This is a genomic window from Salinibacillus aidingensis (genome assembly GCF_055393355.1).
Genome location: NZ_AP043759.1, coordinates 589,568 through 614,958, shown reverse-complemented (window position 1 = coordinate 614,958; position 25,391 = coordinate 589,568). Strand labels below are relative to the sequence as shown.

26 protein-coding genes, 2 pseudogenes and 1 riboswitch are annotated in these 25,391 nt (G+C 39.5%); of the genes and pseudogenes, 13 read left to right on the top strand and 15 right to left on the bottom strand.

Annotated features, from left to right (window positions below; genetic code table 11):
• Positions 1-397 precede the first annotated feature (397 nt).
• Both ACZ5OK_RS03425 and ACZ5OK_RS03420 read left to right on the top strand, forming a co-directional pair.
• Positions 398-631, top strand: a complete 234-nt coding sequence (locus ACZ5OK_RS03425) for a helix-turn-helix transcriptional regulator (RefSeq protein WP_343839196.1) — start codon at positions 398-400, stop codon at positions 629-631.
• Positions 624-905 (top strand): hypothetical protein, encoded by a 282-nt coding sequence (locus ACZ5OK_RS03420; protein WP_343839194.1) that lies wholly within the window; start codon positions 624-626, stop codon positions 903-905. Before ACZ5OK_RS03425 ends, ACZ5OK_RS03420 begins: the two co-directional genes overlap by 8 nt.
• A 271-nt stretch (positions 906-1,176) precedes the next feature.
• Here the strand turns inward: ACZ5OK_RS03420 and ACZ5OK_RS03415 are convergent, their stop codons facing one another.
• From ACZ5OK_RS03415 to ACZ5OK_RS03400, 4 genes and pseudogenes are all read right to left on the bottom strand, one after another.
• Positions 1,177-2,784, bottom strand: a complete 1,608-nt coding sequence (locus tag ACZ5OK_RS03415) for an ABC transporter permease (protein ID WP_343839192.1) — start codon at positions 2,782-2,784, stop codon at positions 1,177-1,179.
• A gap of 23 nt (positions 2,785-2,807) precedes the next feature.
• The gene (locus ACZ5OK_RS03410) at positions 2,808-3,689 is read right to left on the bottom strand and encodes an ABC transporter ATP-binding protein (protein ID WP_343839190.1); all 882 of its coding nucleotides are present in this window, start codon (positions 3,687-3,689) and stop codon (positions 2,808-2,810) included.
• Between the two features lie 143 nt (positions 3,690-3,832).
• Positions 3,833-4,270: a hypothetical protein gene (locus ACZ5OK_RS03405; RefSeq protein WP_343839188.1), complete on the bottom strand. Its 438-nt coding sequence runs from the start codon at positions 4,268-4,270 to the stop codon at positions 3,833-3,835.
• A gap of 15 nt (positions 4,271-4,285) precedes the next feature.
• Positions 4,286-4,405, bottom strand: a pseudogene (locus ACZ5OK_RS03400) (TetR/AcrR family transcriptional regulator); the annotation flags it as partial.
• 241 nt (positions 4,406-4,646) lie between these two features.
• Between ACZ5OK_RS03400 and ACZ5OK_RS03395 the strand changes: the two are divergent.
• The gene (locus tag ACZ5OK_RS03395) at positions 4,647-4,904 is read left to right on the top strand and encodes a peptidase dimerization domain-containing protein (RefSeq protein WP_343839186.1); all 258 of its coding nucleotides are present in this window, start codon (positions 4,647-4,649) and stop codon (positions 4,902-4,904) included.
• Positions 4,905-5,155: 251 nt separating this feature from the next.
• Here the strand turns inward: ACZ5OK_RS03395 and ACZ5OK_RS03390 are convergent, their stop codons facing one another.
• The 3 genes from ACZ5OK_RS03390 to ACZ5OK_RS03380 form a co-directional block, all read right to left on the bottom strand.
• A complete protein-coding gene (locus ACZ5OK_RS03390; protein ID WP_343839184.1) occupies positions 5,156-5,722 on the bottom strand; it encodes a DUF2703 domain-containing protein in 567 nt (188 codons plus the stop codon).
• 199 nt (positions 5,723-5,921) lie between these two features.
• Entirely contained in the window at positions 5,922-7,031 is a 1,110-nt protein-coding gene (locus tag ACZ5OK_RS03385; protein WP_343839182.1) for a DUF4145 domain-containing protein, read from the bottom strand.
• Positions 7,032-7,407: 376 nt separating this feature from the next.
• Entirely contained in the window at positions 7,408-8,199 is a 792-nt protein-coding gene (locus tag ACZ5OK_RS03380) for a hypothetical protein (RefSeq protein ID WP_343839180.1), read from the bottom strand.
• Between the two features lie 448 nt (positions 8,200-8,647).
• Here ACZ5OK_RS03380 and ACZ5OK_RS03375 point away from each other — a divergent pair, with 448 nt between their 5' ends.
• Both ACZ5OK_RS03375 and ACZ5OK_RS03370 read left to right on the top strand, forming a co-directional pair.
• The gene (locus ACZ5OK_RS03375; RefSeq protein ID WP_343839178.1) at positions 8,648-8,992 is read left to right on the top strand and encodes a serine hydrolase; all 345 of its coding nucleotides are present in this window, start codon (positions 8,648-8,650) and stop codon (positions 8,990-8,992) included.
• The gene (locus tag ACZ5OK_RS03370; RefSeq protein ID WP_343840252.1) at positions 8,926-9,312 is read left to right on the top strand and encodes a serine hydrolase; all 387 of its coding nucleotides are present in this window, start codon (positions 8,926-8,928) and stop codon (positions 9,310-9,312) included. Before ACZ5OK_RS03375 ends, ACZ5OK_RS03370 begins: the two co-directional genes overlap by 67 nt.
• A gap of 13 nt (positions 9,313-9,325) precedes the next feature.
• On the opposite strand, the gene ACZ5OK_RS03365 is transcribed toward ACZ5OK_RS03370, so the two are convergent.
• From ACZ5OK_RS03365 to ACZ5OK_RS03355, 3 genes are all read right to left on the bottom strand, one after another.
• Positions 9,326-10,126: a hypothetical protein gene (locus ACZ5OK_RS03365; RefSeq protein WP_343839176.1), complete on the bottom strand. Its 801-nt coding sequence runs from the start codon at positions 10,124-10,126 to the stop codon at positions 9,326-9,328.
• A 99-nt stretch (positions 10,127-10,225) separates the two neighbouring features.
• On the bottom strand, positions 10,226-10,543 hold the full coding sequence (locus ACZ5OK_RS03360) for a hypothetical protein (protein ID WP_343839174.1): 318 nt from the start codon (positions 10,541-10,543) through the stop codon (positions 10,226-10,228).
• Positions 10,544-10,715: 172 nt separating this feature from the next.
• Positions 10,716-10,818: riboswitch (SAM riboswitch) on the bottom strand.
• 75 nt (positions 10,819-10,893) lie between these two features.
• The gene (locus tag ACZ5OK_RS03355; RefSeq protein WP_343839172.1) at positions 10,894-12,255 is read right to left on the bottom strand and encodes an FAD-binding oxidoreductase; all 1,362 of its coding nucleotides are present in this window, start codon (positions 12,253-12,255) and stop codon (positions 10,894-10,896) included.
• Positions 12,256-12,497: 242 nt separating this feature from the next.
• Between ACZ5OK_RS03355 and ACZ5OK_RS03350 the strand changes: the two genes are divergently transcribed.
• From ACZ5OK_RS03350 to ACZ5OK_RS03315, 8 genes and pseudogenes are all read left to right on the top strand, one after another.
• Positions 12,498-13,346: a MurR/RpiR family transcriptional regulator gene (locus tag ACZ5OK_RS03350; RefSeq protein WP_343839170.1), complete on the top strand. Its 849-nt coding sequence runs from the start codon at positions 12,498-12,500 to the stop codon at positions 13,344-13,346.
• Between the two features lie 135 nt (positions 13,347-13,481).
• A complete protein-coding gene (gene murQ / locus ACZ5OK_RS03345; protein ID WP_343839168.1) occupies positions 13,482-14,366 on the top strand; it encodes an N-acetylmuramic acid 6-phosphate etherase in 885 nt (294 codons plus the stop codon).
• Positions 14,367-14,391: 25 nt separating this feature from the next.
• Positions 14,392-15,780 carry a PTS transporter subunit EIIC gene (locus ACZ5OK_RS03340; RefSeq protein WP_343839166.1) on the top strand — a complete coding sequence of 463 codons (1,389 nt, stop codon included), beginning with the start codon at positions 14,392-14,394 and terminating at the stop codon, positions 15,778-15,780.
• Positions 15,781-16,410: 630 nt separating this feature from the next.
• Positions 16,411-17,478: a DUF871 domain-containing protein gene (locus ACZ5OK_RS03335; RefSeq protein ID WP_343839164.1), complete on the top strand. Its 1,068-nt coding sequence runs from the start codon at positions 16,411-16,413 to the stop codon at positions 17,476-17,478.
• 616 nt (positions 17,479-18,094) lie between these two features.
• A pseudogene (locus ACZ5OK_RS03330) lies at positions 18,095-18,890 on the top strand (hypothetical protein).
• A gap of 5 nt (positions 18,891-18,895) precedes the next feature.
• Positions 18,896-19,366 carry a hypothetical protein gene (locus ACZ5OK_RS03325; protein ID WP_343840249.1) on the top strand — a complete coding sequence of 157 codons (471 nt, stop codon included), beginning with the start codon at positions 18,896-18,898 and terminating at the stop codon, positions 19,364-19,366.
• Positions 19,367-19,390: 24 nt separating this feature from the next.
• Entirely contained in the window at positions 19,391-19,819 is a 429-nt protein-coding gene (locus tag ACZ5OK_RS03320) for a CBO0543 family protein (protein WP_343839161.1), read from the top strand.
• A gap of 122 nt (positions 19,820-19,941) precedes the next feature.
• The gene (locus ACZ5OK_RS03315; protein ID WP_343839159.1) at positions 19,942-20,484 is read left to right on the top strand and encodes an NADPH-dependent FMN reductase; all 543 of its coding nucleotides are present in this window, start codon (positions 19,942-19,944) and stop codon (positions 20,482-20,484) included.
• A 333-nt stretch (positions 20,485-20,817) separates the two neighbouring features.
• Here the strand turns inward: ACZ5OK_RS03315 and ACZ5OK_RS03310 are convergent, their stop codons facing one another.
• From ACZ5OK_RS03310 to ACZ5OK_RS03290, 5 genes are all read right to left on the bottom strand, one after another.
• The gene (locus ACZ5OK_RS03310) at positions 20,818-22,476 is read right to left on the bottom strand and encodes an ABC1 kinase family protein (protein ID WP_343839157.1); all 1,659 of its coding nucleotides are present in this window, start codon (positions 22,474-22,476) and stop codon (positions 20,818-20,820) included.
• Positions 22,477-22,533: 57 nt separating this feature from the next.
• Positions 22,534-22,839: a phasin family protein gene (locus ACZ5OK_RS03305; protein ID WP_464758410.1), complete on the bottom strand. Its 306-nt coding sequence runs from the start codon at positions 22,837-22,839 to the stop codon at positions 22,534-22,536.
• 176 nt (positions 22,840-23,015) lie between these two features.
• A complete protein-coding gene (locus tag ACZ5OK_RS03300; RefSeq protein ID WP_343839153.1) occupies positions 23,016-23,579 on the bottom strand; it encodes a hypothetical protein in 564 nt (187 codons plus the stop codon).
• A 6-nt stretch (positions 23,580-23,585) separates the two neighbouring features.
• A complete protein-coding gene (locus ACZ5OK_RS03295; protein ID WP_343839151.1) occupies positions 23,586-24,527 on the bottom strand; it encodes a ParA family protein in 942 nt (313 codons plus the stop codon).
• Positions 24,528-24,706: 179 nt separating this feature from the next.
• Positions 24,707-25,357 carry an SDR family oxidoreductase gene (locus ACZ5OK_RS03290; RefSeq protein WP_343839149.1) on the bottom strand — a complete coding sequence of 217 codons (651 nt, stop codon included), beginning with the start codon at positions 25,355-25,357 and terminating at the stop codon, positions 24,707-24,709.
• Between the last annotated feature and the right edge of the window lie 34 nt (positions 25,358-25,391).

The window sequence follows — 25,391 nt, the reverse complement described above, 5'->3', positions numbered from 1 at the left end:
TCTTAATCTCCCATAAATATCACTCAATTTACCAATTAATGGCGTAAAAATTGCGCTAATAATAAAGTAAGAAGCAATTAACCATGAAATATCGGTTTTTCAGATTTCTCCAAGTCATTCCAATGTCTCCTCTACGAAAGTACTATTCCTCATTTTAGCACAATCAAATTTTAATCAGTGCAAAATTAACCTCCACACCAAATTCTAAACATTATCATTCGTTTTCCACCTTTATAATTACTGCCCAAACCATTACTGCGATAAAAATCTCATTCTAATTAGTTTTTTAGCAAAAAGGCCACAAATCCTTATTCGTGATTCAAACCTTCTTCAATATATGTAATGTTTTTTTGACATTTAGTAAGAATTATTTTACACTGTTTTTGGAGTGATATGAATGAATCGTAAAGGATCTTTAACAAACCGATTAAATGTACTTCGTGCTGAAAAAGGTTGGTCTCAAAAGAAAGTTGCTACACTACTGGGAATTAGCAGACAAACAGTAATTTCAATTGAAGCCAATAAATACAGTCCATCTTTAATGCTTGCCTTTCAGATTGCTCATTTATTTGACAAAGATATTAATGACGTATTTCAATATCATTCAGAAGAGGAGTTTTTAGATGATTAAATGGTTGGCCGTTGTCACATTAGTGTGGATACTTTATCAATATGAACAACGCTTTATGTTAAAGGAAGGCCATGACGAAAGAGGTAAGATGATTCTCTACAAATCTCGTTCAAGAACTTTTACATATGTTTTGATTGGGTGGACAATTATTTATTTCATCAATAGTTTCTACCACTTAACCTATGATCAATTTAGAGACGCTATAGCTATCATGGTAGCAGGAGTCCCATTCATTCAATTCATTTATTTATTTTTCTATCGCCGTAAATACTAACCAATCGTTTTAGGTCAGTTTATCGCTGAACTTCTGTCCCTGAGAGTAGTGCTTACCAATCGATATTGTTCGTTCGCTATTATTCGGATAAGCTTATTCAAGAATGAGTAATAGATAAAGCGATGAAGTGGATTTTATGGAACTAGATGTTTAATAAAGTATCAGAAATAAAAAACGCTAATAACATCCTAAGGACATCATTAGCGTCATCGTTGTTCCTTCTAATATGTTACTTTTATTTTTGGCAGTTGCATTTGGGGTTGTTTCTCTCCTATTCAAGCATATCCCGTCTATGATAACCAAAATAACCAATAATCAAGAAAACGATGCTAATCACCGTTATGGTTATGAAAACTGTTGCATCAAAATCTTCAATTGGAATTCGGGGGAACCAGCTTTGAATGGCTGTTTTGGAAAACCATTCAGATAAGTCTAATATATTACCAAAGTAGTTTAATAGAAAGGAATAGGCTAGATATATATACACCACTTTCCCCAGTTTCGGTGCCCAACCAAGTGCCAAAGCTGCCAAACCAGTAAAGAATAATACGGATGGGAACAAGTTAAAACCAGCAGCAAGAAAATCAAAGATATCCATTGTTAATTGGTCGCCCATGGACGCAATAGCCGTACCCCCAAGGCCAACTACGGCTAATAAAGTTCCTGCTACACCTGAAAAAATAGCTAAACCCAAATTGATCCAATAAAGTTGACTGCGGGTAACTTTTGTAGCAAAAATCTGACTTAAGCGCTGTTGGTTTTCTTCAGAGAAAAGTTTATTTACAATGACAATCGGTAAAATTGAAACCAAGCCTATCATGACCATCATAATGGTGCCTGTAAATGATTCTTCAATGGTAACACCTGAATGAGTAAACATTTCCTTCATTATGTCATTACTTGCAAGGAAGGTCTGCATATCTCCAAAAATGGAACCATAGGCAGCCCCCATAATAACAAAAGCAATAAACCAGCTGATCATCACGCCTTTGTTAATTTTGATAAATAAACCACGGATAGACAGCAAGGATTTCTTTGCACGATCTCTTCCTTCTCTTTCAGGAAGATAACCAGCCCCCATATCACGAGCTCCTTCAAGGCTAAAAGCAATCACCATCATAATGATACTAAAAATGAAGGCAAATAGCAGTGGAATCCAATTATTTTCTGTAAAAGGATAGGTTAAATATGTCCAGCCTAAAGGATTAAACATGGATAAATCTACATTAGAGACATCTGTCCCTGCACGAATAATATAAAGCAGTCCTATCATTCCAAGCGCTGACCCTGTTGCCCCGGATGAAGCAGACATAATTTGGGCCATAACCAGAGCAATCACAGCACCGAGAATACCGGCCATTCCGATTGAAGCTCCGAATAAAAGAGAACCTTCAACAGTAATCGTATCAGCACCAAAGCTAATCATAACTCCACTTATAACAAGTGCTAATAAAATGTTAATAAAAACGATCTCTATCATTGCAGCAAGAGAATTTGCTTGGCGGCCTACCTGAAATGAGCGAACAAGTTCAGTCAATCCAAGGTCCTCTTCTTTACGAGTATGACTAACCACATGTAAAACAGCAATTATCATCGCAAATAAGCTACAGAAGAGTAACATCTCATGTGCATACATGGCTCCTAAAGTAAAGTCACTTGCTGTTTCAATGGGCGTAGGACCTACCATAGCGGTCATAGCAGGATTTTGCAGTGTTTCGTACATGCCCAGCAACCCTTGGCCTTTTGCTATTTCTTCAAAGGCCGGAACATAAGCAGCTGAAAACAAGCCAAGTCCTAATACCCAAATTATAATTTTTTTCCAGTCTCGTTTTAAATAGAGCAGGAACAATGTATTCCAGCGTGCAAACTTTTCCTTCATCTTTCACCCTCCCTTCAAACCGTTTATCCTTCATAATGCCGCATGAATAAATCCTCAAGAGTCGGTGGCACGGATTCAAATTTCTTGACCCCTAATTCACTTGCTTTGACTAAAACATCATCAAGGTGTTGAGAATCCACGGAGAATGTTGCTTGATTATCTTTTTGTTTGAAATCAAATACACCATTGATACCAGCCATTTCAGCCACATCACCTTCTGTCGTTAAAGTTACAGTAGAGCGTGTCAAGTGACGCAGTTCATCGAGGGTCCCTGTTTCCACAATCTCACCTTGTCGGATAATGACAACCTTATCTGCCAATCGTTCAACTTCACTCAAAATATGAGAGGATAGCAAAATGGATTTTCCTTTTTCCTTAAGTTTTTCTACTTCTTCTTGAAAGATAGCCTCCATTAAAGGATCAAGACCAGAAGTTGGTTCATCCAGGATGTATAAATCAGAATCAGCGGCTAGTGCTGCGATTAAACCGACCTTTTGGCGATTTCCTTTCGAATACCCTTTTGCTTTTTTCTTTGGATCCAATTCAAAGCGTTTGATTAAATAATCTCGTTTTTGCTTATCTCCCCCACCATGTAATTTCAAGAATAAATCAATAATTTCACCGCCTGTCAGATTTCCCCACAACGAGACATCTCCTGGGACATAAGAAATGCGTTTATGAATTTCAAGGCTGTCTTTCCAAACGTCTTTACCAAATATTTCTGCACTACCGGCATCTCGCTGGATAATCCCTAATAGAATTCGAAGCGTTGTAGATTTACCCGCCCCATTGGGACCAATAAAACCAACAACTTCACCAGCATTTACCGTGAAGTTCACATCACTAAGTGCCTGAAATTTACCGAACTTTTTTTGTAAACCTTGAATATTTACAATTTCAGTCATGATACGGACACTCCCCTTTTGAAACTATGTATCTCATTAATGGAATTTTCCATTTAAAAGATATGCTTTAAATTCCTGACAAATTGTACCCTTTTTCTAAATTTGACGCCCACTATTCATTCCCACGAAACTCCTGCTTTACTTCATTTGTAAAAACTAGCCTTCAGTATTTCAGAATATCTCTCCCATTCTTTAAAATACAGATTTCCAAATTCATCAATATCTTCAAAGCTGTTGATTTGCTGAAGGGCTTTCTCCCCAAATCCAAACATGGTCCAATTCAGGATTTCAATGGCCTTTTCGACATCAATATCTTCGCGGAACTTGGAATAATCAATATTTTTATAGATGATCTCTGTTCCCTGTTCATAGATTGGATCTACTTTGTTCCTGATTATATCTTTTACTTCAGCGGACTCCTCTTTGATAGAAGAAGCGAGGAAGTCAAATACGTGAGGAAATTTTCTGTGGATATGGAATTTCTGCAGTCCAATATTTTCGATTCTTTTAAATAAATCCGTTTCATTTAGATCAATTTGTTCATATAGATATTCGATAACTTGAATCCCGTATTCGATCAAATATATATAAAGATCTTTCTTGCTATGAAAATAATTAAATAATGAGCCCTTAGATATTTTTGCCTCTTTTACAATTTCATTTGTTGATGCTTTTTCAAAACCATTTCGGACAAATTCCTTTATAGCAGCATTAATAATAAGATTTTTCTTCTCCGTTTTTAATTTATTAAAACTCGCGTTAATGGTTATAAGCTCCTTTCATCAATGATGTGACCGCTGTGGTCAATATAACTGTAGCACAGATGACCATGTCGGTCAATCAGGTGCCTGTCACTAATAGGAAGCAGGACTGACCAGTGTTATACACAATGCCATTGCATACATTTTTACTTACCAAATATAGATCGTTCACACAAATAAGCTGGATCAATTGGTTATGAGTACAACTATTTTTAATGCAGGGAACCAAATAAACTCAGTTCCTGAAAAAGCAGTAGCTGAAATAAACGTACGGACTATTCCAGAATTTGATAACGATAAAGTGATTGACTTATTCAATACAACAGCTAACAAATACAATAAAGAAGGCTCTAATATTGATGTTGAAATGACCATGTCATTACCAAGTGCTTTCACTTCAGGACAGTCTGACATGGTTGACCTTGCTAAGGAAGACTTGGTAAAAAACACTTAGACTTAGAGATTTCTGTTAAAGGTTCGCCAGGGTGACGGATGCATCAAACTTATTACAAGGATAAGATGAAAGCTTCCCAGTCATGATGTTTGGCCCTGGCGAAACAAAAATGGCACACAAAACAGATGAATATGTATACAAAGATTACAACTTTGCATTTTTTGATATCTATAAAGAGTTGATTTTAGGGTTAGTGAAATAACTGCGCCCGATTGAGGAATAGTCCTAACCCATAATCTTAAGGAAAAATACTAACAACATTGATCCGAGGAACAACACATATTATCGTCTTTAGAACGTTGTTTCTCCTTTTGATCAAAGAAGTTTTTCAAGTTTCCAGACAGCACAAAATTTTCCCCTTTACCTTCATTTGATGCTGAGGATTGTCCATATACTTCTGCTAGTATAGCGTCCATAATTATCCCTTTAGGTGCTTCTGTATACTCTTTTCCTTTATACACCCAGACCCGACAATCAACATCTATGCCCGTAATCGTGTTACAAGAGCCACAGTTACTTTCCTTTGAGGCCGGTTGAATATCAGTTCCATTAATTCGAATGGTAGGAGAAAGGTCAAAATGCAAAGAAATAGCTTGTTCTTCACTGCCAACCAAAACACGATTGACTAGTATATCGTAGCCTACTGTGTTTAGCATAGGCGTCACTTCGTTAATGGCTTTATTTAGGTTCGCTTCTGTTCCTTTACAACGAGAGCAAACCTCCAAATCGATATACATAAAATCAATGATAAGTTTATTGTGTTTTTCTTCTGTAGGTTCCGTTAGCGTTTCTAATAAGTTCGTTTCATGATTTGCCATGATAAAATAAAACCTCCTGCCTTCTTATATTCCTTTCACATAAGAAGACGAAGGGTTTCAAAAAAGGATGCACTCCTAGATTAACATTCATCACAGATGGAATTTCCTACTGAGTAATAAAAAACACACCAAAAACCTAGTGTGTTCATCTCGATGGTATATTTAAATTGAAAGTTGAAAAAATATTCCTTCCCTTGGCCTATCCTTGCTTCTCTTTAACCTGCTCAAACAACTTCTCCACAGTCCCGATACCCACATGCTCATACTTAGCCAGAATGACAATCTCTTTCGGCAGCTGGCCAACGGTTTCAATCTGGTCCTCTTTTAGCTGTCTTAAGAGGTTCGGAATTCCTGTGAAGTTTTCCGCTGTCAGTGGTATTTTGGACAGCTCGTCCGTGATCACTATATAATCCGTTTTATAGAAGATGAATAGCTCACCTGGCCGTTCCAGCAGCAGTTGCCTCCGTACCTTTTCTTCTTCAATAAATCCTTTTAGTTCATTGAAAAATTGTTCTTCGTTTTTCTCATTATACCGTTTGACGTGGGAGGACAGGCCTTCAATATTATTCGGCAGTTCACTCATGATTCTTGCCTGCTGTTCGGCACCAAGCCGGATCAGAAACCGTTCAGATTTATCAAATCGTTGCGGTAAGAGGAATACATCCCTTAGAAAATAGGGGACATCCACTTGATCATCACTAAAGGTGAGGGTGCGAATGGTCGTATACCCTGGTGGCTCTACCTGATCGTAAATGACCTCTGTGGCAACCGCTGTTTCCTCCTCTGCTTCCCTGGTCTCGTCCTTCTCTTCAGATGAAACGAGTACATTTTCAAGCATTTTTAGCCGCGATTCGATTTCACTAATTTCATAGGATTCTGTGGATTTTGGTGATGGGTCCTGGTACTCCGGAACTTCAAAATCTACCGGTCCATATACCTCAACATACCATTTCACGATTTTATATACCGCTTCCCATGATAGCAGGGCTTCAGAATAACGGAATACCCTTGTATCATGAGCCGCCTGATTTCCAATTTTACGAACGTGGTGCAGGGCATCCCGAATTTCTGGTGTTAAATAGCCATTGTCATCTAAAATATCGATTCGTTCGATTAAAGTGATTCTTTTATCTTCCTGCAGACCTTCAACACGCATCACCTGCTGCAAAATATTTTCCACGAATACCCTGGCATGGGTCAGCATCATTCGGGGGCTTGTGAAAATGCTGTTTTCCAGCTCTCGGGCCACGTAGGCTAGTTCTTTTGATATTGGTTTTAGAAATTCATAAAAATAAGCTTGGTTGTTCATTTTAAATTCTCCCAGGTAAAAATTATGATAGGTTTATCTTAACATATGTAATAGATTTCCATGATATAAGGGCATGATCCAGAACAATGATATTATAATATCACTAATATTAGACTAAACCTTTTCTAACACTAACCGTATTATAAATTCCAATGAACGTTGTTATTCAAGTTTTAAATGATAGTAATAAAAGTGTGGTATAATTTTGTCCAACAACATATTAGCGTGTGGAGCGGCTTAATCTCCTGTGGAGAACGGGGGTGAGTCGTATGGAAGATATGACCATCGCAATAACAACAGGAATATTCATCGTGGCTTTAATTAACCTTGTAGTTGCGATAATAGACGTATTGAACAAAAAATAGTTTGCCCCTTTTCACCCTCCAACAACAATATATTGCTTGGCTTTAGGTGGATAGACCGTCTGTGTAAAAAACAGAATCCAATAAAGTTCCCTGGCCTTCCTGCCAATTTCACCAAATATAAGTATGCCCGGAGACATATGTTTTGAGATATTGTTTATCTGATAGGTCCGATCTCCAGCTATGTCGTAGAGGACAATCATGGTTTCCGTAACTTGACGAACCTCAAATAAGCTTTCTACCGTTGAACTGCACATTCTTAATTGTTCCGTTATTTCTTCTAAGGCTGCTCTCGTATTCCAGCCCTCTTCATACAGGTTGGGAAAAGTGTATAACAGAAGGTCATTTAATAGGCTTTCAACAGAAGTTAATTCAGACCAGTTTTCTTCCGTACATTTCTTAACGATTTCATAACAGGAGCACCCTGTACGTTTATCAAGCCAGTGGGCAAACTTTAATAGTTGTGTAAAAAAGATTTCTGTTTGGTTTTGCTCTATGGTGATTTTCATATAGTAGGGATAATAGACGGTGATCAGCTCTTCCCAGAACTCCGGGCCACATTCTTCCCAGGATTCCGGGCAATCATCTTCTAAGTGGGTCGTTAAATAAGCGGAAAATAGACGGAGGAAATAATTAACCTGTGGATTGGAGAGAAATCTCTTTTTATAGGCAATTAAATCAGGACCGTAATAGTGAAAAAGTGCTCGGGGACGCATATCAAATGCAGAGCCTATTTTGAGCATTTCCAAATATTTCTTTCGTTCTTCTGGATGTGAAAACTTATGGACAAACGCGTTTACCTCCATATCCTTTCACATCCCTTTTCACAGCTTATACAGTTTTGAATTTTGTAATCATTCATCTTATCAGCTCCTATTCTAATAATCTGTCAGATGATCAGGATGTTGTTCATAAGTTTTGCCATTGTGAAGGAGATACATGGGAGGTTTGGGGAGGTGATGGGTTCTTGACTACCTGTCTCTGTTACAAATAAGATATATGATTTCCATAAATCCGTCAACAAAGGGATTTAAAGGAATAATTACATTTTTGAATCTATTTTTTGAAAATAAATGAGTTTTAGCTGTTGTGTTTAGCACAAAATGAAAAAATGATCGTAAACGTCATAGAAAAATCATATTTCATGAATAATTACAGGATATTTTTTGAGTCAATTTGTAGATTAAGATATAGTGAAGATGTAGAAATTTTCTGGAAAACCTTATAAATTTCTAAAACCTGGAGAGTGGACTAATGACGATAGACAGGAATCAATATAAACAGGAAATTGATAGGATTTGTTTACCCTACAAGGAGAAAAGGCCCAATCTCGTTCTGAATATTGGTGTCATTAAGGAAGAAGAAAGGGAAATTTTTAGTGAAGGAAATCGAAATGGATTTGAGGGCAATGCTCCCGAAAGCTTGATTTACGAGATAGGATCTATCACTAAAGTATTTACTGCTTCATTATTAACGAAGGCAATTGCTGAGAATAAGCTCGACCCTAATCATCCTATTGATCAACATCTTCCATCATTGGCAGACTACGAGTCTTTAAAGAAACACTTGCGGGAGCCGGAGCCCTACGATCTACCATAAAAGATCAGTTATCGTTTCTTGCCAGTCATCTAGGAACATCCGGGGATAAATTCCATGATATTTTGGCACAGACACACTCCGTTCAATTTGAAGATAAGACGGGTATATGCCTAGGTATGAATTGGATTATTGATAAAGAAAAAGGTGTCATTTGGCACAATGGAGGAACAGGTGGATATTCCAGCTTCATAGGCTTTAACAAAGAAAAACAGTCAGGTGTTGTCATTCTTTCAAATTATGCACCAAGTTTTTCTAAAAAGGACTCCCTTGACCACATTGGGTTTAACATATTAGAAAAGCTTTGCTCGAATGAACTCTAGATGTTTTCTCACATTAACTCTGTCTTCTCAAAACCAGCAGCAAATCATACAGCTGCTCCGCCTTTTGATAGGCTCCCTTTACGCTGCTGTCGTTTCGGCTCAATGAACCCTTATATAAATCAAAAATGATCGTCGGTTCGTTTGTGTCATTGACGACAATGTGTAAGGAAATACGTTCTACCCGATCTTCAACACGATGTTTCTTACGGCGACCGCCAATGACTGCTCCAACACCGCCGCCAATTGCTCCACCAAGAATTGCACCCGATGTACTGATACCTGTTGAAGATTTAATAACCTGCTTATCATCTTTAGTCATTTGTACATCAAGAATCTCCCTGATTGGATATATACGGCGGTGGTCTGTGCCATTTAAATATGCGATTTTTTCTGCATCCTCATCAATAGCGAGTACCTGCTTTTTCTCACCGTCAAATTGGTGAGATATCTCAAAGTTTTTCTGTTCCTGCAGATTTTTAATCGCTTGCTCTTTATCCTCTTCTTCCTCTTTCGCTGTTTGATCAACACCAAGGATAAAGAAACTGCCGATAAGAAATATGACCCCAAGGATCCAGTGAACTTGAAATCCCCAAATCGTAGCTGCCATGAGGAACAATCCCCCGATGACATTTAAAGTGGACCAGTTCCATATCACAAGTCCAGCCCCTGCCAAAAGCGCCACAGCTCCCATCAAGGGATGAATAATAAATGCCCAGATGATTAATCCGATTAATGCAAAAAAACCAAAGCATCCTATAATCATTCCTGTTTGCTCCCCTGCTGCAATCGTAAGACGGCCGTTCACTTTGACCATTCTCACCACTTTGTCAAACTAATTATACAAATTAATAGTGAATAACTGAAGACGAAAGCTCGGCAGGTGCTGTACTTTTTCAATTCGCAAAAATGTTTTTTATCGTCCATCGCCTCCACTGTTTTGATTTATAACTTCCATATCCGTTCTTTTTCCTGTCACCAAATCGATCATTACCTGCTGCGCCTCTTCATGACTTTTAAAGTTTCCGAGAGTTTTGACAACCTTATATCCATCACCAGTTTTCTGTATGCCATATTCAAAGCTTAATGTCTTTTTACTTTCCATTTCCTTTTCATCCTTCTTTCTCTCTGTATTTTTCTTGGCTAGTAGTTTTTCCTGATTGTACTCCATCACTGGCTTGATAAACTTCTGATACCTCTCTTTTTTAAAAGCTTCCAATTCTTCCTGTGTCATATTCTTTGTGATCTCGGTAACCGGTTTTCCCTGCTTCCTGATTTCTTTTGCTTCTTCCTCGGATAATTCAATAACTTTTCCATTTTAATAAAAACGTCCATTTGACTCACTCCTTTACAGGTATAAAAAAAGCTTCTTTATGCCCTGAATGCATAAAGAAGCTTCTCCTCCGTATCTATCATTCAAAGCACAGGCTTTGCTGGTAGGAGCACCTTGCGTAAAGCAGGTTGCTGTGACGTCAACGAGCCAGATCTCTCAGTCACTCTGGATATCCTATTCAATTATTTTAATCCTATCATATTTTTAGTCCGTTGAACAGAGTTTTACGGTTGACCACTACGATCAAAACATTAGAAAACCTTCCCTGGATTCAAGCGATTGTCCGGATCAATAGCTCTTTTTACTTTACGCATTAATTGGATTTCCACTGGCTGACTCATTTTCTCCAAATATCCCTTTTTAATGACACCAATGCCATGCTCAGCAGAAGGGAGACCGCCTAATTCATGAACTTTGCTGTAGAGATCATCCAGATAGGCTTTTCGTTTTGTCTGCCAGGCAGCTTCATCCATTCCTTCTTTCATTAGGACCGTATGAATATTTCCATCTCCGGCATGGCCGAAGTTTATCACGTTTATCCCATGCTTTTCCTGCAATTCCTTCGTATAACTGATCATCTCAGCAAATCGATTAATTGGTACGACTTCATCCAGCATTTCGAACTCTGTAAATTGCATTAAGGCTACTAAAATATGATCACGCAGGAACCAGGCTTTTTCCTCCTCTTCCGGCGTGGATAACGGAAGGATTTCCGCCGCCTGTCCTTTTAATAGATTTTCTGTAAAACTGACCCTGCGTGAAAGGTCCTCCTGCTCATTACTATCCAACGTCATTAAGATGTAGGCGTCTCCCTTTTGACTTGGCAGCTTCTTTTCCGTAAATTTCTCACTATATTCAATGGTTCCCCGTTCAAATAGTTCTAAAGCTGCAGGTTCCACCCCATTTTTTAAAATCGATAATACACCATTAGTAGCCGCTTTTAACGAATCAAAAGCCAGTATCACAGACTGCTTATATTTTGGCATCGGAAGTACTTTCAGCTTTATCCTGGTTGTAATTCCCAGGGTTCCTTCTGAGCCGATAAAGAGATCCTTTAAGTCATAGCCGGAACTGTCCTTGATATTCAGGCTTCCTAATGTGGCTTTTTGACCATCCGGCAATACAACATCAAGCTCACGTACATAATCCCTCGTGGTGCCGTATTTCACCGCACGCATACCACCTGCATTTGTAGCTATATTACCGCCTATGGTTGAATTTTTTGAGCCAGGGTCAGGTGGGTAAAAATAGCCTTTCCTTTCCACAAATTCCTGAATTTCCTGTAGTTTTACACCTGGTTCTACCGTTAACGTCATCGTCTCTTCATCCAGATCAAGAATCCGGTTCATCCGGTGAACATCAATGATTACTTCTCCACCCTTAGTTGGCACCTGAGATCCGGCTACACCTGTTCCAGCTCCCCGTGCAATAATCGTAAGGTCCTCCTGGTTGGCATAGGTGACTAAATCTATAATTTCCTGTTCCAATTCCGGTAATGCTACAGCTTTTACAGCAGCAACATCTTTCCAGGAATGATCGGTTTTATAGGCTTCGGGAACATCCTTATCCAGAAAAAGACGTTCATGATCAGGAATAATCGTCTGCAATTTCATGTAAAAATCTCCTTTTGATAGATTCGAAAAATTCTAAGCTGTCTCACGATTTTATCGTAAGCGTTTGCAATTTATTTTTCAAGTAGATAATTTTTCAAGTTTTTTCAAAGAGTAACAGAAAAGTTCGTCTGCGCTCTGCCTTTAAAGCTCATCCTTTGCAGCAATCAATTTAAACGGATTGTACAACTCGGCTAAATATTCTGTATAATATTGATTATTATATAAAGAGAGGAACATTGTATATGGGCACATTACTGAACAGAATTAAAGGAAACCTCCCCTCCCTTTCTGAAGCAGAAAAAAAGATGGGATTATATGTATTGGAAAATCCGGACCTTGTTCCAAATATGACAACAAAGGAGCTTGCCCAGAAGTCAGGAACGAGTGAATCAAGTGTAGTCCGTTTCTGCAAATCTATTGGGATTGGCAGCTTCAAAACGTTTAAACTGGAGTTAGTCAAAGAATTAGCCATGAGTGAGGATAATCTGACAGACTTTAATTTTTTGCAGGATAAAAGTGAGCCCTATGACATTTTTCAAAAAGTAACCCACGTTAATACATCTGCCATTGAGGCCATTTCTACGTCTTTGGATCGCAGGGAGTTTGAGAATGCCGTTGATACTATCCAACACGCGAACAGGCTCGTTTTCTATGGCGTTGGCGGTTCAGCAACGGCAGCTGTCGATGGGTTTTATAAATTCACAAAATTAGGCTATCCATGTACAGCTCATCATGATTTTCACTTTCTGCTATCCTCCATTCCCTATTTAAAGAAAAACGATATCATAATCGCCATTAGTATGTCTGGTAAAACGAAAGATGTATTGGAATTATCCCGATTTGCCCAAAAAGAAGAGGCAACGGTCATTGCGATCACGAACCTGGATAAATCACCGCTTTATAAAGAAGCTGATATTCGCCTGTGCACCCCCATAGTTGAACATGATTACAGAATTGGAAGTATTCCGTCCAGAATGACCCAGCTGACGATTATTGACGCTCTGTATCTCAGTGTTTTCAAGGCAATGGGTGAGGATGTCCTGCCTCAATATCATGAAGCCAGAAATGAAGTTGTTCGACTTAGAAGATAATGATCTGATTCTTCAAGGAATGATTTTTTGACTTATATGAAACTTAATTTCATAAATTTTAATAGATTTATTGACATATAGTTTCACCACCTATAAAATGTGGGTATGAAAGCGATTTCCTAGGAGGGTTAAACGATGCTCAACAAATTAACAACAGAAACCAGGAACCCTGCCAGTATGGATATTGATACAAAATCGATCAAAGAAATACTGCAAACGATTAATCAGGAGGATCATAAGGTTCCAGCAGCTATTGCCGAAGAAATTCCTCAAATTGAAAAGGCTGTACACTTTGTCATTCAATCGTTTAATCAAGGTGGCAGATTAATCTATATCGGAGCTGGAACAAGCGGTAGATTAGGAATACTTGATGCTTCAGAATGCCCTCCCACTTTTGGTGTATCTCATGAAATGGTTCAAGGTTTAATTGCAGGCGGTATGAAAGCGATTACCGATGCCGTTGAAGGTGCTGAGGACAGTGACCATTTAGGAGGTGATGACCTAAAAGCCATTTCACTAACAAAACATGATACCGTCGTTGGAATAGCAGCCAGTGGCCGAACACCTTATGTGGCTGGAGGGTTGGAATATGCAAATCATATAGGCGCAAACACTGTCAGCATCAGTAATAATAGAAAGTCTAAAATTGGAACATTAGCCAAGGTAGCTATTGAAGTGGTAACAGGTCCCGAAGTAGTGACAGGCTCAACTCGATTAAAGGCGGGTACAGCACAGAAACTTGTCTTAAACATGATTACAACTACAGCAATGATTGGGATAGGCAAGGTTTATCAAAACTTAATGGTGGATGTGCAGCCCAGCAATCAGAAGTTAATAGAAAGGTCAAAACGAATCATTATGGAAGCAACCAACGTTGATTATGACACTGCTGATGAGCATTTCGAAAAAGCTCATCACAATGTTAAAGCAGCTATCGTTATGATTCTATTAAATTGTACCTATGATCAGGCGGTTCAAAAATTAGCTGATTCAAAAGGGTTTATACGTTACACAAAATAGGATGAATGATTAGGGGGGAAACCTAATGGCGAAAGAGAGAAAGGAAGAAAGATTAGCCAGGGAGATACTTGATGAAATTGGTGGAGGAGAAAATATTCAATCCTTTACCCACTGTATGACCCGTGTACGACTTAATTTAAAAGACGATGGAAAAGCAAATATTAACGAATTAAAAGAAAAAGAAGGTGTTATGGGGGTTGTTGAGGATGACACCCTGCAAATTGTCGTTGGTCCTGGAACCGTTAACAAAGTTTCTGACCATATCACGAAAATAACAGGAATCCAAATGGGTGAGGAACTCGATGTAAACGAGGATGATCTTGCCAGTATGAAAAAAGGAGAAATTAAAGAAAAAAACAATACACCCTTTAAGAATCTCCTTCGCAAAATTGGCGGGATTTTCATTCCGCTCATTCCAGGTATTGTAGGTTCTGGTATTATCAATGGTACAGCCGGATTTTTAAATAACTCAGGTGTAGATACGTCCTTAACCTGGATGCAAATCCTGATTGTTTTAGGTGGCAGTATTTTCTCCTACTTAGCCATCATGGTCGGTTGGAATACAGCTAAAGAATTTGGAGGAACACCTGTATTAGGTGGTATTGCTGGTATTATCACGATGAACCCAGCATTAGCAGACATCACTATTTTTGGAAACGATTTAGCCCCCGGTTACGGTGGTTTAATTGGCGCCATGTTTGCTGCCTGGTTAATGGTATTCTTTGAGAAACAATTTAGAAAAGTTGTTCCGAATACAGTCGATATTATATTTACTCCTTTATTGACAATCTTAGTTGTTGGTTTTCTCACTTTAGTAGTTGTTCAGCCTTTCGCCGGAATTCTTTCGACCGGTATTACAGCTGGAATTAATGCTGTATTAAGTCTCGGCGGTGCATTAGGAAGTGCCATTGCCGGCGCCTTACTCAGTGGATTTTTCCTTCCATTGGTTATGCTTGGTCTCCATCATGGACTTACACCGATTCATATGGAGCTCATTAATTCCCTTGGTTCCACTGCTTTACTACCAATTCTGGCGATGGCTGGAGCCAGTCAGGTTGGTGCAGCCATTGCGATCTTTGTCAAAACCAGAAACAAACGCCTTCGTAATGTGATTAAAGGTGGTCTGCCTACCGGATTCTTAGGTATTGGTGAACCTTTAATTTATGGTGTAACGCTGCCACTGGGACGTCCATTTATCACAGCTTGTCTCGGTGCTTCATTCGGCGGTGCTTTCCAGGCAGTTGTAGGTACAGCATCTTCAGGAATCGGACTATCTGGTATTCCATTAATTCCTTTAATTGTAGATAACAAGTTCCTATTATATGCCCTGGGACTACTCATCGCTTATATAGCAGGATTTATCTTTACGTACTTCTTCGGATTTAAAGAAGAAATGGCCGATAACTTGAACTAAGAACAAAGGCGGTAGCGCCCGTTTGGCCAGCTAGGGCTCCTAGGTCAAGGCGGATATAATCCAAAGCCATTACGTTGCCAAACCCGTGCCACTCCATGTCTTCGTCTTATCCCGCATGACCTGAACAGTCGCCTCCGCTTTTCTCTGTCCAGCTGCGGCTCCCAAGCCCAAGCGGTCATAAGCAGAATACCCTACATGGCCAAAAAGCGGCCACTCCGGATATTCTGCTTATGCCGTCGGGCCTAAACGGTCGCCTCCGCTTTTCTTATTAGCGACGTACGGACTGGACTGAGCCGGAGGAGATAAAGTGAAACTTCAATCAGTGGGGGTAATCCCCCACTGATTGTTAGTTGAACAAATCGGGTGTTTACTGGCTGTTGACCCCCACTTATTTCTTAAAGGGGTCTTACAGCCAGTTAACACGCGGAGAAGGAAACACGACGAAACTTTGTTGAGTCGATGTTGACTTATCGGACGGAGGTGAAGGAAGTCTCGCTAGTCGCTGGGCGCTGGAGCCGGACGTGGCCACTCATAATTTTTTATCAACAAATCTGTAATTTTATAAAAATCCTAGACAATAATAAAGGGAGAATTCATTTTCTCCCTCTTTTATATAAGGGAGGGAACATCATGCTCGGTATATCAATCTATTTATCAAATCAAACATTTGAAGAGCAGGAAACCTACATCAAAGAAATGAGCGAACTCGGTTTTAACAGCATTTTTACTTCCCTGCACATTCCTGAGGACAACCCTGAAGATTATAAACAGGGCCTCGCTGACCTAGGGAAACTTGCCATAAAGTACAGGATGGAATTATTCGCCGATATTTCTCCTAAGTCATTATCCTATTTAGGATTTAACTGGGAAAATGCGGTTGGCTTAAAAGAATGGGGACTGACAGGCTTACGTGTGGATTACGGAATTTCTGATAAAACCATTGCACAGCTATCGAATAAAATGACCGTTGCCTTAAATGCCAGTACCATTACTCATGGAAACATGGAAAATTTACGAAAACACGGAGCCGATTTTTCCACCATTGAAGCCTGGCATAATTACTATCCCCGCCCGGAAACCGGCTTGAGTTTAGAGGATTTTAATGAAAAAAATCAGTTTTTGAAAAGTGAAGGATTAACAGTTATGGCCTTTGTTCCCGGAGATGGAAAACAAAGAGGTCCTGTTTTTGAGGGGCTTCCAACGATTGAAACGCATCGGAATCGCTCAAGCTTCTCATCTTTTATGGATTTTCAGGACAATAAGTGGGTCGATAAAATTTTAATTGGAGATCCATCAATTAATGAGTCTTCCAAGCATCAATTTGCAGACTACTGTAATCAGATTATTCGTTTAAGAGCAAGATGCGATACGGACCACGAGAACATAAAAAACCGGTTACTAGAAAAGCAAACCAACCGTCTCGACCCTGCAAGAGATGTCATTCGTTCAGCCGAATCCAGACAATATGGCCTGATTGGGGATTTTCCAGTAAAACCATCTCACACAGTAGAAAGAACGATAGGATCGATTACAGTCGATAACGAAAAATATGGAAGATATCAGGGAGAAATTCAAATCACAAAGAGAACTCTCCCCGCAGACGAAAGGGTTAATGTCATTGGGCAGGTCATTCCGGAAGATCAACGCCTGCTGCCTTATATTAAAGGCGGGACAGCATTTCAAATTGAATGGGTATAGCTTAATATGACAGGGGGATTGGCTTTATAGGGCCAATTCCTCTTTTCATTTATCTTCCCTTTTCGGCAGCTATGGCAGTTGGATTTGTCCGGTGCACGGTGCCAGATGGATGCGGCTGATTGATTTATTGATGATTATGGGGATATATGGATTGGTTTATTGATTTATTGATTCATTGAAGATTATGGTTGATATTTACTGGAATTTGACCGATACCTGATGGAAATGGATTGATACATTTGATTTTTTGACCGATAGAATGCAGTTTGATTGATATGATTGGTAAAACGACAGATAAATGACGAAATTCGACGGAAACATGGAGATTGCTGATTGATATCCTTTACAATTTAACGGATATCACCTTCGATCTGCCGGATACTTTCTACATTTTGATTGATTCATCTGATAAATTGATGGATACTCATCCAAAATCAATTGATAAAATTAAAAAAAGACGCATTCACCAAGCTAATGTCATCTGATTAAAGGAGATAAGCCTTAAAACCAGACTGACTGAAAGGGACAAGGAACCTGTCCCTCCGTCCCCCCGGCCGTATATGTTCCACTTTGAACGGAAAACTTACTACTAACGAGTGTTATAAGGTTGGATTTTATGCAAAATTACACAAATGATAATACAGCCAGAAGATATAAAGCTCTTGTCAGTGTTATGGGAACGACCCAAATTCATTTAAGGAATCCCTATATTGTTGCCTGGTGGAGTATGGCTTTCCCTGGTTTTGGACATTTATTACTATCAAAATATATACGAGGGTATCTGTTATTTATTTGGGAGGTGGTCGTGAATGTCCAATCAAATCTAAACCTGGGAATGATTTATTCATTCCAGGGAAAAATTGATCTGGCAAAGGATATATTGGATACCCGCTGGCTGTTAATTTATATTCCTGTTTATTTGTTTGCGATATGGGATAGTTACCGGACAACAGTAGACATGAACAAGGTGTACATTTTAGCCGAACGGGAAAATCACCGTTTTAATACATAATACATTTGTCATCTCGCCAATCGAAATTAACTATTTAGATAAACGAAATCCATTCTTAGCATTTGTATGGTCCCTATTTATGCCAGGATTAGGTCAGCTTTACATTCACAGAATCCTGACTGCAGCTTTTGTCCTCATCTGGTCATTGGCCTTTTTTTATTTTTCACACGCGCTGGAAGCTATTACTTTTTTATTTTGGGGAGAAATCCAGAAGGCAACTTCCGTTTTGAATCCTGAGTGGTTGTTGTTTTTTCCATCACTTTATGGTTTTGCCACATATGATTCCTATACTGCAACGATTGAAAACAACAAATTATATGAAAAAGAACAGAGAAAATTTTTAAAAGAAAATTATCAAAATCCTGAATTTCAAATATTAAAAGGACAAAAAGTGAAGTGATTATGGTGCAAGTGTTTTCCACGTTTGAAAGTCATTCATTTTTAGAATTAACGATTTCTACATTGGAGAAAAACGGGATTAACAAAAGTAGGATATACGCTGTTCCACTCGATAACCGTCAGGAAAAACGTAATGTCTTTGATACCCTACATCGCTCAGATGGCACTACCCTTATTGATATTGGTCTGGCACTTGCAACAGCTTTTTCGGTAATTGGTGCCAGTATCGGTTTTGAATTAGCGTGGGGACCGATATATTGGGGACTTATCGGTGCGTTTACAGGTTTTGTAGTCGGATTTGTTATACGTCTTTTTACTGAAAAGGTTTTTAAAACGAACAGAAGAATACTTAAGGGGAAGCACTCAGAGATTATCCTTATAATTGATTGTGATGAAAACCAGGCAGAATTAATAGAAGAGATTCTTTGGAGTCATTACGCTTTAGGGGTAGCAAAAATAGCTGAATCAGGAGGATGAGAGACTATCTGGAGATTTATATTTGTGTTCTTCTTCATCATAAATATCATTGCACTTTATGTACCAAAGAGACTAAATAAGATGGATATCTATGCAACTTCATTTTTTGCTTTTACCTATGGCCTTTTAACAGATACGATATTAGACCTGAATTATAATCTATATGGTTATTTCAATGAGGGATTTGACTGGCTTGGATTGACTGCAATCATTATGTATTTTCCTGCCATCAGTTTTCTTTTTCTGAATTTCTATCCGTTTAACAAACGGGCAGGGCAGAAGGTACTTTATATCCTGTTATGGTCAGGGTTTTCTATTTCTTTTGAATGGCTATCTTTGCAAACAGGCTTTTTTTATTATAATGGCTGGCAGCTTTGGTATTCGGCAATATTATACCCTGCCATTTTTACATCGCTTATCATGAACTTGAAACTGATTAATAGTTTTAAATAAACGAGCAAACCTTTACGCTGACTATAAAGGAGGACCACACTATTTAAACCCTCTATCCTGTCAACCTATTTCATAAAGTGGTACCATATAACTGGAAACACTTTTGATATAGGAGGCATTTCATGAAATTAGTAGGTGTGTCAGGCTCAATGGTCGGCTCAAAAATCCTTGAATCCGTATATCATTTTTTAAATACAGCGAAGGCCATGGATCCAAATATTAAAACAGAACTTATCGATTTAAAAGATGAAGATATCGAATTATTTCATGGACCATCCCTTTCCTTCTACGATCAAAATACATGGGATGTGATTCATAAAATTACTTCAGCCGATTTTCTCGTTTTTGCCACGCCCATTTACCAGGCCTCATTTGGGGGTGCTTTCAAAAATTTACTCGATTACATGCCGCAAAACGCATTTAAAGGAAAAGTGACCGGTTTCATTACAGTAGGCGGATCCGGCAAGCACGCTCTAGTCGGAGAATATCAGCTGAAGCCCATCCTTGCATATTTAAAAGGCATCGTCCCGAATCATAATGTGTTTATTCATAATACTTCATTTGCTGAAGAAGGCGACCTCGAGGACGAAAAAGTAATTCGCCGTATGGAGAAACTGGCCGATGAGATGATTACGCTTCAGAAGGGGCTAAATGCTGGAGAATAATGTTTAAAAGTTAATGGAAAAGCATTACTTTGGTAAAAACCATCATATTTGCGGATATGGTGGCTTTTTTCTGGGTCACTGTTTTGTTGTGTGCACGCTGGGAATGAGGTTGCGACGGGCTTCACTGAGGGTACGACTGATTGAGCGGGAATTTAGATCGATAAATCCGTGAAGTCGATTGGCCGCCATTTTGACAGAAGCGCCAGCCCAGTTTCGTCCCAGTTTGAACCCCATTGAAGTTTATCGATATATTCTCCGGTAATCTGAGATGCACAAAAAAAGTCCCTGCAACCTTTGTTTCCAATGATTGCAAGGACTTTTATATAGCTATTATCAAAATCTCCCCGACTTGAATATCGAATACAACAGCCAGAGGAACATCAGGGAAGCAACGACAAATCCGATTTCCACTGCCGGTATATCCCAGACCAGTGAGGATTCTCCACTTATAGCTGAACCAACAATTAAACCGACCATAATGATACTGAATGCCAGTAAAACGATACTGAAGGACAGCCGATTACTGATCCTGTCCAATTTATTTAAGAACTGCTCCAGCCTCGGCATAGACAGTTCAAGAGGAATTTTTCCCTTTTTAATCATGGACGACAGCTCTCGGACACTTCCCGGTGCATCAACAAGAATGTCCCGAAACCCACTCCACTGGTTAAACATATTTTCAGCCATTGTTTTGGGGTGATAACGTTCTTTTAATAGTTGCTTACCAAACGGCTCAGCAATCTTTATAATGCTAATCTCAGGATCGAGCTTTTCAACGATTCCTTCCAGAGTGAGAAGGGTTTTTCCTAATAAAGTCAGATCAGACGGCAGTTTAATCCGATGCCGATTCGCCACGTCAAACAAATCATTAACCGCATCCCCCAGACTAATCTGGCTTAGAGATACATCGTAATATTTCTCCCGGAGCTCATCGACATCAGCACGCAGTATATTCATATCCACATCGTCCGGAACCAGTCCCATTCTGGTGACGGCCCGGATGACTCCATCCGTATTTTGACGCATCATCGCAATCACTAACGAGGCAAAGTTATCCTTCATATCCGCTGTGATTCGACCTGCCAGACCAAAATCCATGAATATGATGACCTCGCCCGGCTGTACCGAAATATTGCCGGGGTGAAGATCGCCATGAAAAAAGCCTTCGATTAATACTTGATGTAAAACGGCATTCGTTAGTCGCTCTCCCAATCGCTTGGTGTCATAGCCCATGTCCCTGAGCTGATCCACATTGTTCAGCTTAGTACCTTCCACAAATTCCATGGTGAGAACCTTTTTCGTTGATAAATTCCAATAAATGTCCGGTATCCGAACAGTCGGTGTATCATAAAACTGTCTCGCCATTTTATCGGCATTTCTACCTTCCTTGGTATAGTCAAGTTCATCCAGAATCGCTTTGGAAAACTCCTCAACCATCTCTCTGACCTGATAATGGGCTGCCCACTCAAGCCGGAGCTCGGCCATGAGAGCTAATTGCAGCAGAATTTCCAAATCGGTTTTAATTCGTTCCTCAATATCCGGACGCTGAATTTTAACCGCTACCTTTTCCCCGGACTTCAAGACACCATAATGAACCTGACCAATGGAAGCGGCTGCCAGAGGGGTTTCTTCAAATGCATCGAAAATTTCATCAACGTCTGCACCTAGTTCACGTTCAATAATGGGTTTTACATCCTCATATGGAAAAGGAGGAACGTCATCCTGCAGCTTTTGCAGCTCTTTTATAATGTCTTCCGGAAGTAAATCAGGCCGTGTGCTGGCAACTTGTCCCAGTTTAACGAAGGTTGGGCCCAGTTCCTCTAAAAATAGCCGGACCCGCTCTCCTCTGGTTTTGGTATGTACATTCTCCGCTTTATCACGAATAATCATCCGCTTTGGTAGAGAAAGAATGGTATCCAGTCCTAATTCCCTGACAAAAAAACCAAAGCCATTACGCGAGAATGCCGTCACAATTTCTCTGTAGCGCTGCATATGCCGAACTCGTTTTTCAAAAATAAGGACCCCCTCCTTTCCTGACATGGCAAACGTTTAGTTTTGGCGATCCAGCTGCTGTTCGATTTGCTCCAGACGTTTTTCAAGGTCACTTAGATCTTCCTTCGTCGCGACATTCAGATCGTTCAGTACCTTATTTAATTTTTCGTGTATTTTTCCATCCAGCTCTTCCTGTGATTCCTCTCCTCTTTCACGGATTTCATTAAAAAACTCCTTTGATTCCTGTTTCGTCAGCTCCCCTTTTTTGACGAGGTCATCCAGGACTTTTTCTGCATGTTCCTTACTTGTGAGAGCTAAACCAATACCTAAAGATAAGCCTTTTTTTACTGTATCCTTCATCATTGATTCCTCCTTTTATAAACAGGCTGTTCACACCTGCTGCAGGTTAATCATCTATGTTCATTATAACAAGTTAAGGAAAACAAGGATAATGATGCGGGCACCTATTTCAGATGATTCACTGAAATTTAACACTTTTTTAAAAGCCATGCTGTTGAGCTGGTTCACTGCTTGAAGCATTAGACATTCTTTATCACTTGTGCTCTTATCCGGGATCCCACCACTGATTCTGCAATCCGATGAATGATATCTGCTTTCTTCTCTTTCGGTCTGATATGTACATCAAGAACGTTGGCAAAACGAATAAGGTCCTCCTTGGTCCTTAACTCTCCGGCTTCACTCAGAAACTCTACTGCTTCCTTCACATCTGTGCACTGCTCAAATTCTTTTATTAACGCCTTAAAATCCTTCTCGTCCGGTTTTGTTGACCTTTTTATATCAAAGTGAACGGCAATTTTATGATAGAGCTCCTTCTTTGTGTCTTTTTTTCTGAAATCGATTCTACTATCTTTACAGAATGCCATAATATCTTTTTTTAACATTCCCTTAAAACATTTTTCCACCTCTCTCATAGATTGTCCTTGCTGTACAGACGCCTTTATCTGATCAAAGCTGTTCTTATAATTTGTCTTATATTCAATAATGGCATTTCCGTTTATCAGATTTGTAAACTGTTCATCGCTTAATTCACTGATGAAATCAGATACAATCTGAATCATTTTCTGCGTATCCTTTTTCCCCATTTCCTTCTATCCCTCCTCTTCACCAATGGAGAATAATATTTCATCAATCATCCCCTGAATCTCGGATTTAACTTTTTCTCCCTGGGTATTGTAGGTTTTCTTCAATACAACTGGGACACCTGATTCCGGAGCACTGGCAAACAGGGTTTTATTTTCTCTTAGTAAATGATCAAAGCAGGGCAGTTCGCTCCGTTTAAGCTGGGAAATATATTCCCGTTGTGCAGATATGGGAATTCCACCGTGATAGGCTACCATGGTAAAGATAATGCCCAAGGGTTGCGGGGATATAGGTGAGATGTTACGGCGACTTAATTCCTGAAGGGTTTGATTATACTTTTGTTTGAGAGAATCGACATGCTTCTTTAGTGTATGGATGCCCAGAGTAGACAGGTAATCTGTTTTCGCAGGTACAATATAGAAATCGCTTGAGACGATAGCATTTTGTGTGATGAGGTTAAAATTCGGTGGACAGTCGATGATGACCATATCATAATCCTTTTTCAGTTCTTTGATTTTACAGCAAAGACGTGATAGCACATTTATGTAATTATTCTGGATTGTCCGATGGTTGGGACCGCCCAATTTACTGGAAAGCTCCATATCCACCTCAACCAATTCAAGGTGGGAGCAAATTAAATCCAGCTGTCCTCCGTGACCCTGTTGATTCATTCTGGTGTTGACTCTGGAAGGAGAAATGATGAGCTCCTTTAACGAAATATCCTGATTATAATCCAGGTATTGATCGTACCAATGTTTAATGGTTCGTGCATTGTGGTCAAGCTCCTTCCATTCCTCAATGCTCACAAAGGACAGGGTTAAATTAGCCTGCGGGTCCAAATCAATGACTAACACCCTTTTCCCACGGTTAGCAATACCAGCAGCAATATTGGCTGATAATGTGGTTTTCCCTACACCTCCCTTGTAGTTCATCACAGATATGACAGGCATACGGTTCTTCACCTCTTTACAAAGATGTATGTAATGATATATATGCAGGAAATAGCTGTGATATTTACGGAGATGATTGAGCATTTATAAACAATCAATCGCCTTTCCAACCCAGGCAATTCGACCAAACAAAGGGCATGTATATCATCTATACATGCCCTCCTTATTTACTCTTGCTATTAAAGCGAATCAACTGCATCCTTAACAGGAGTTGTACCCGTTACCAACTGAAACTCTTTGCCAATGGTTGAATCATTTTCCAGTGTGGCTGCAATTACACGTGCCACATCCTCGCGCGGTACTTCACCTCGCTCCACTTTAACGGCTGCTTCCACCTGACCTTTTCCTTCATCATTCGTTAAAAGTCCAGGATGAATGATCGTATAATCCAGATCTGTACCTTTTAGCCACTCGTCCGCATAATGCTTCGCTGCAACATAAGGAGCAAATGAGGATGGGGCTTCCTGGATGGCCTCTCTGGTGGTATCAAACGAGCTGATCATCACAAACCGCTTCACACCAGCCGTCTTTGCAGCCTCAATCGTCTTAACCGCACCATCCAGGTCAACCATGATGGTTTTATCTTTTCCAGTGTGCGGACCTGATCCTGCCGTAAAGACGACCGCATCCACTCCCTCAGCAGCTTTGGCAATCGTATCAATATCCTGTTCCAGATCGACCACTGCGGTTTCTGCTCCTAGATCTTCAAAAAAGGAAGCCTGCTCCTGATTTCGGATCATAGCTTTTGCTTCCAGATGATCACTATCCTGAATAAATGAAACAAGATGCTTTCCAATTTGTCCATTTGCTCCTACAACAAGAACCTTCATTGTAACCATCCTTTCCTTATTCTTACATATGTAT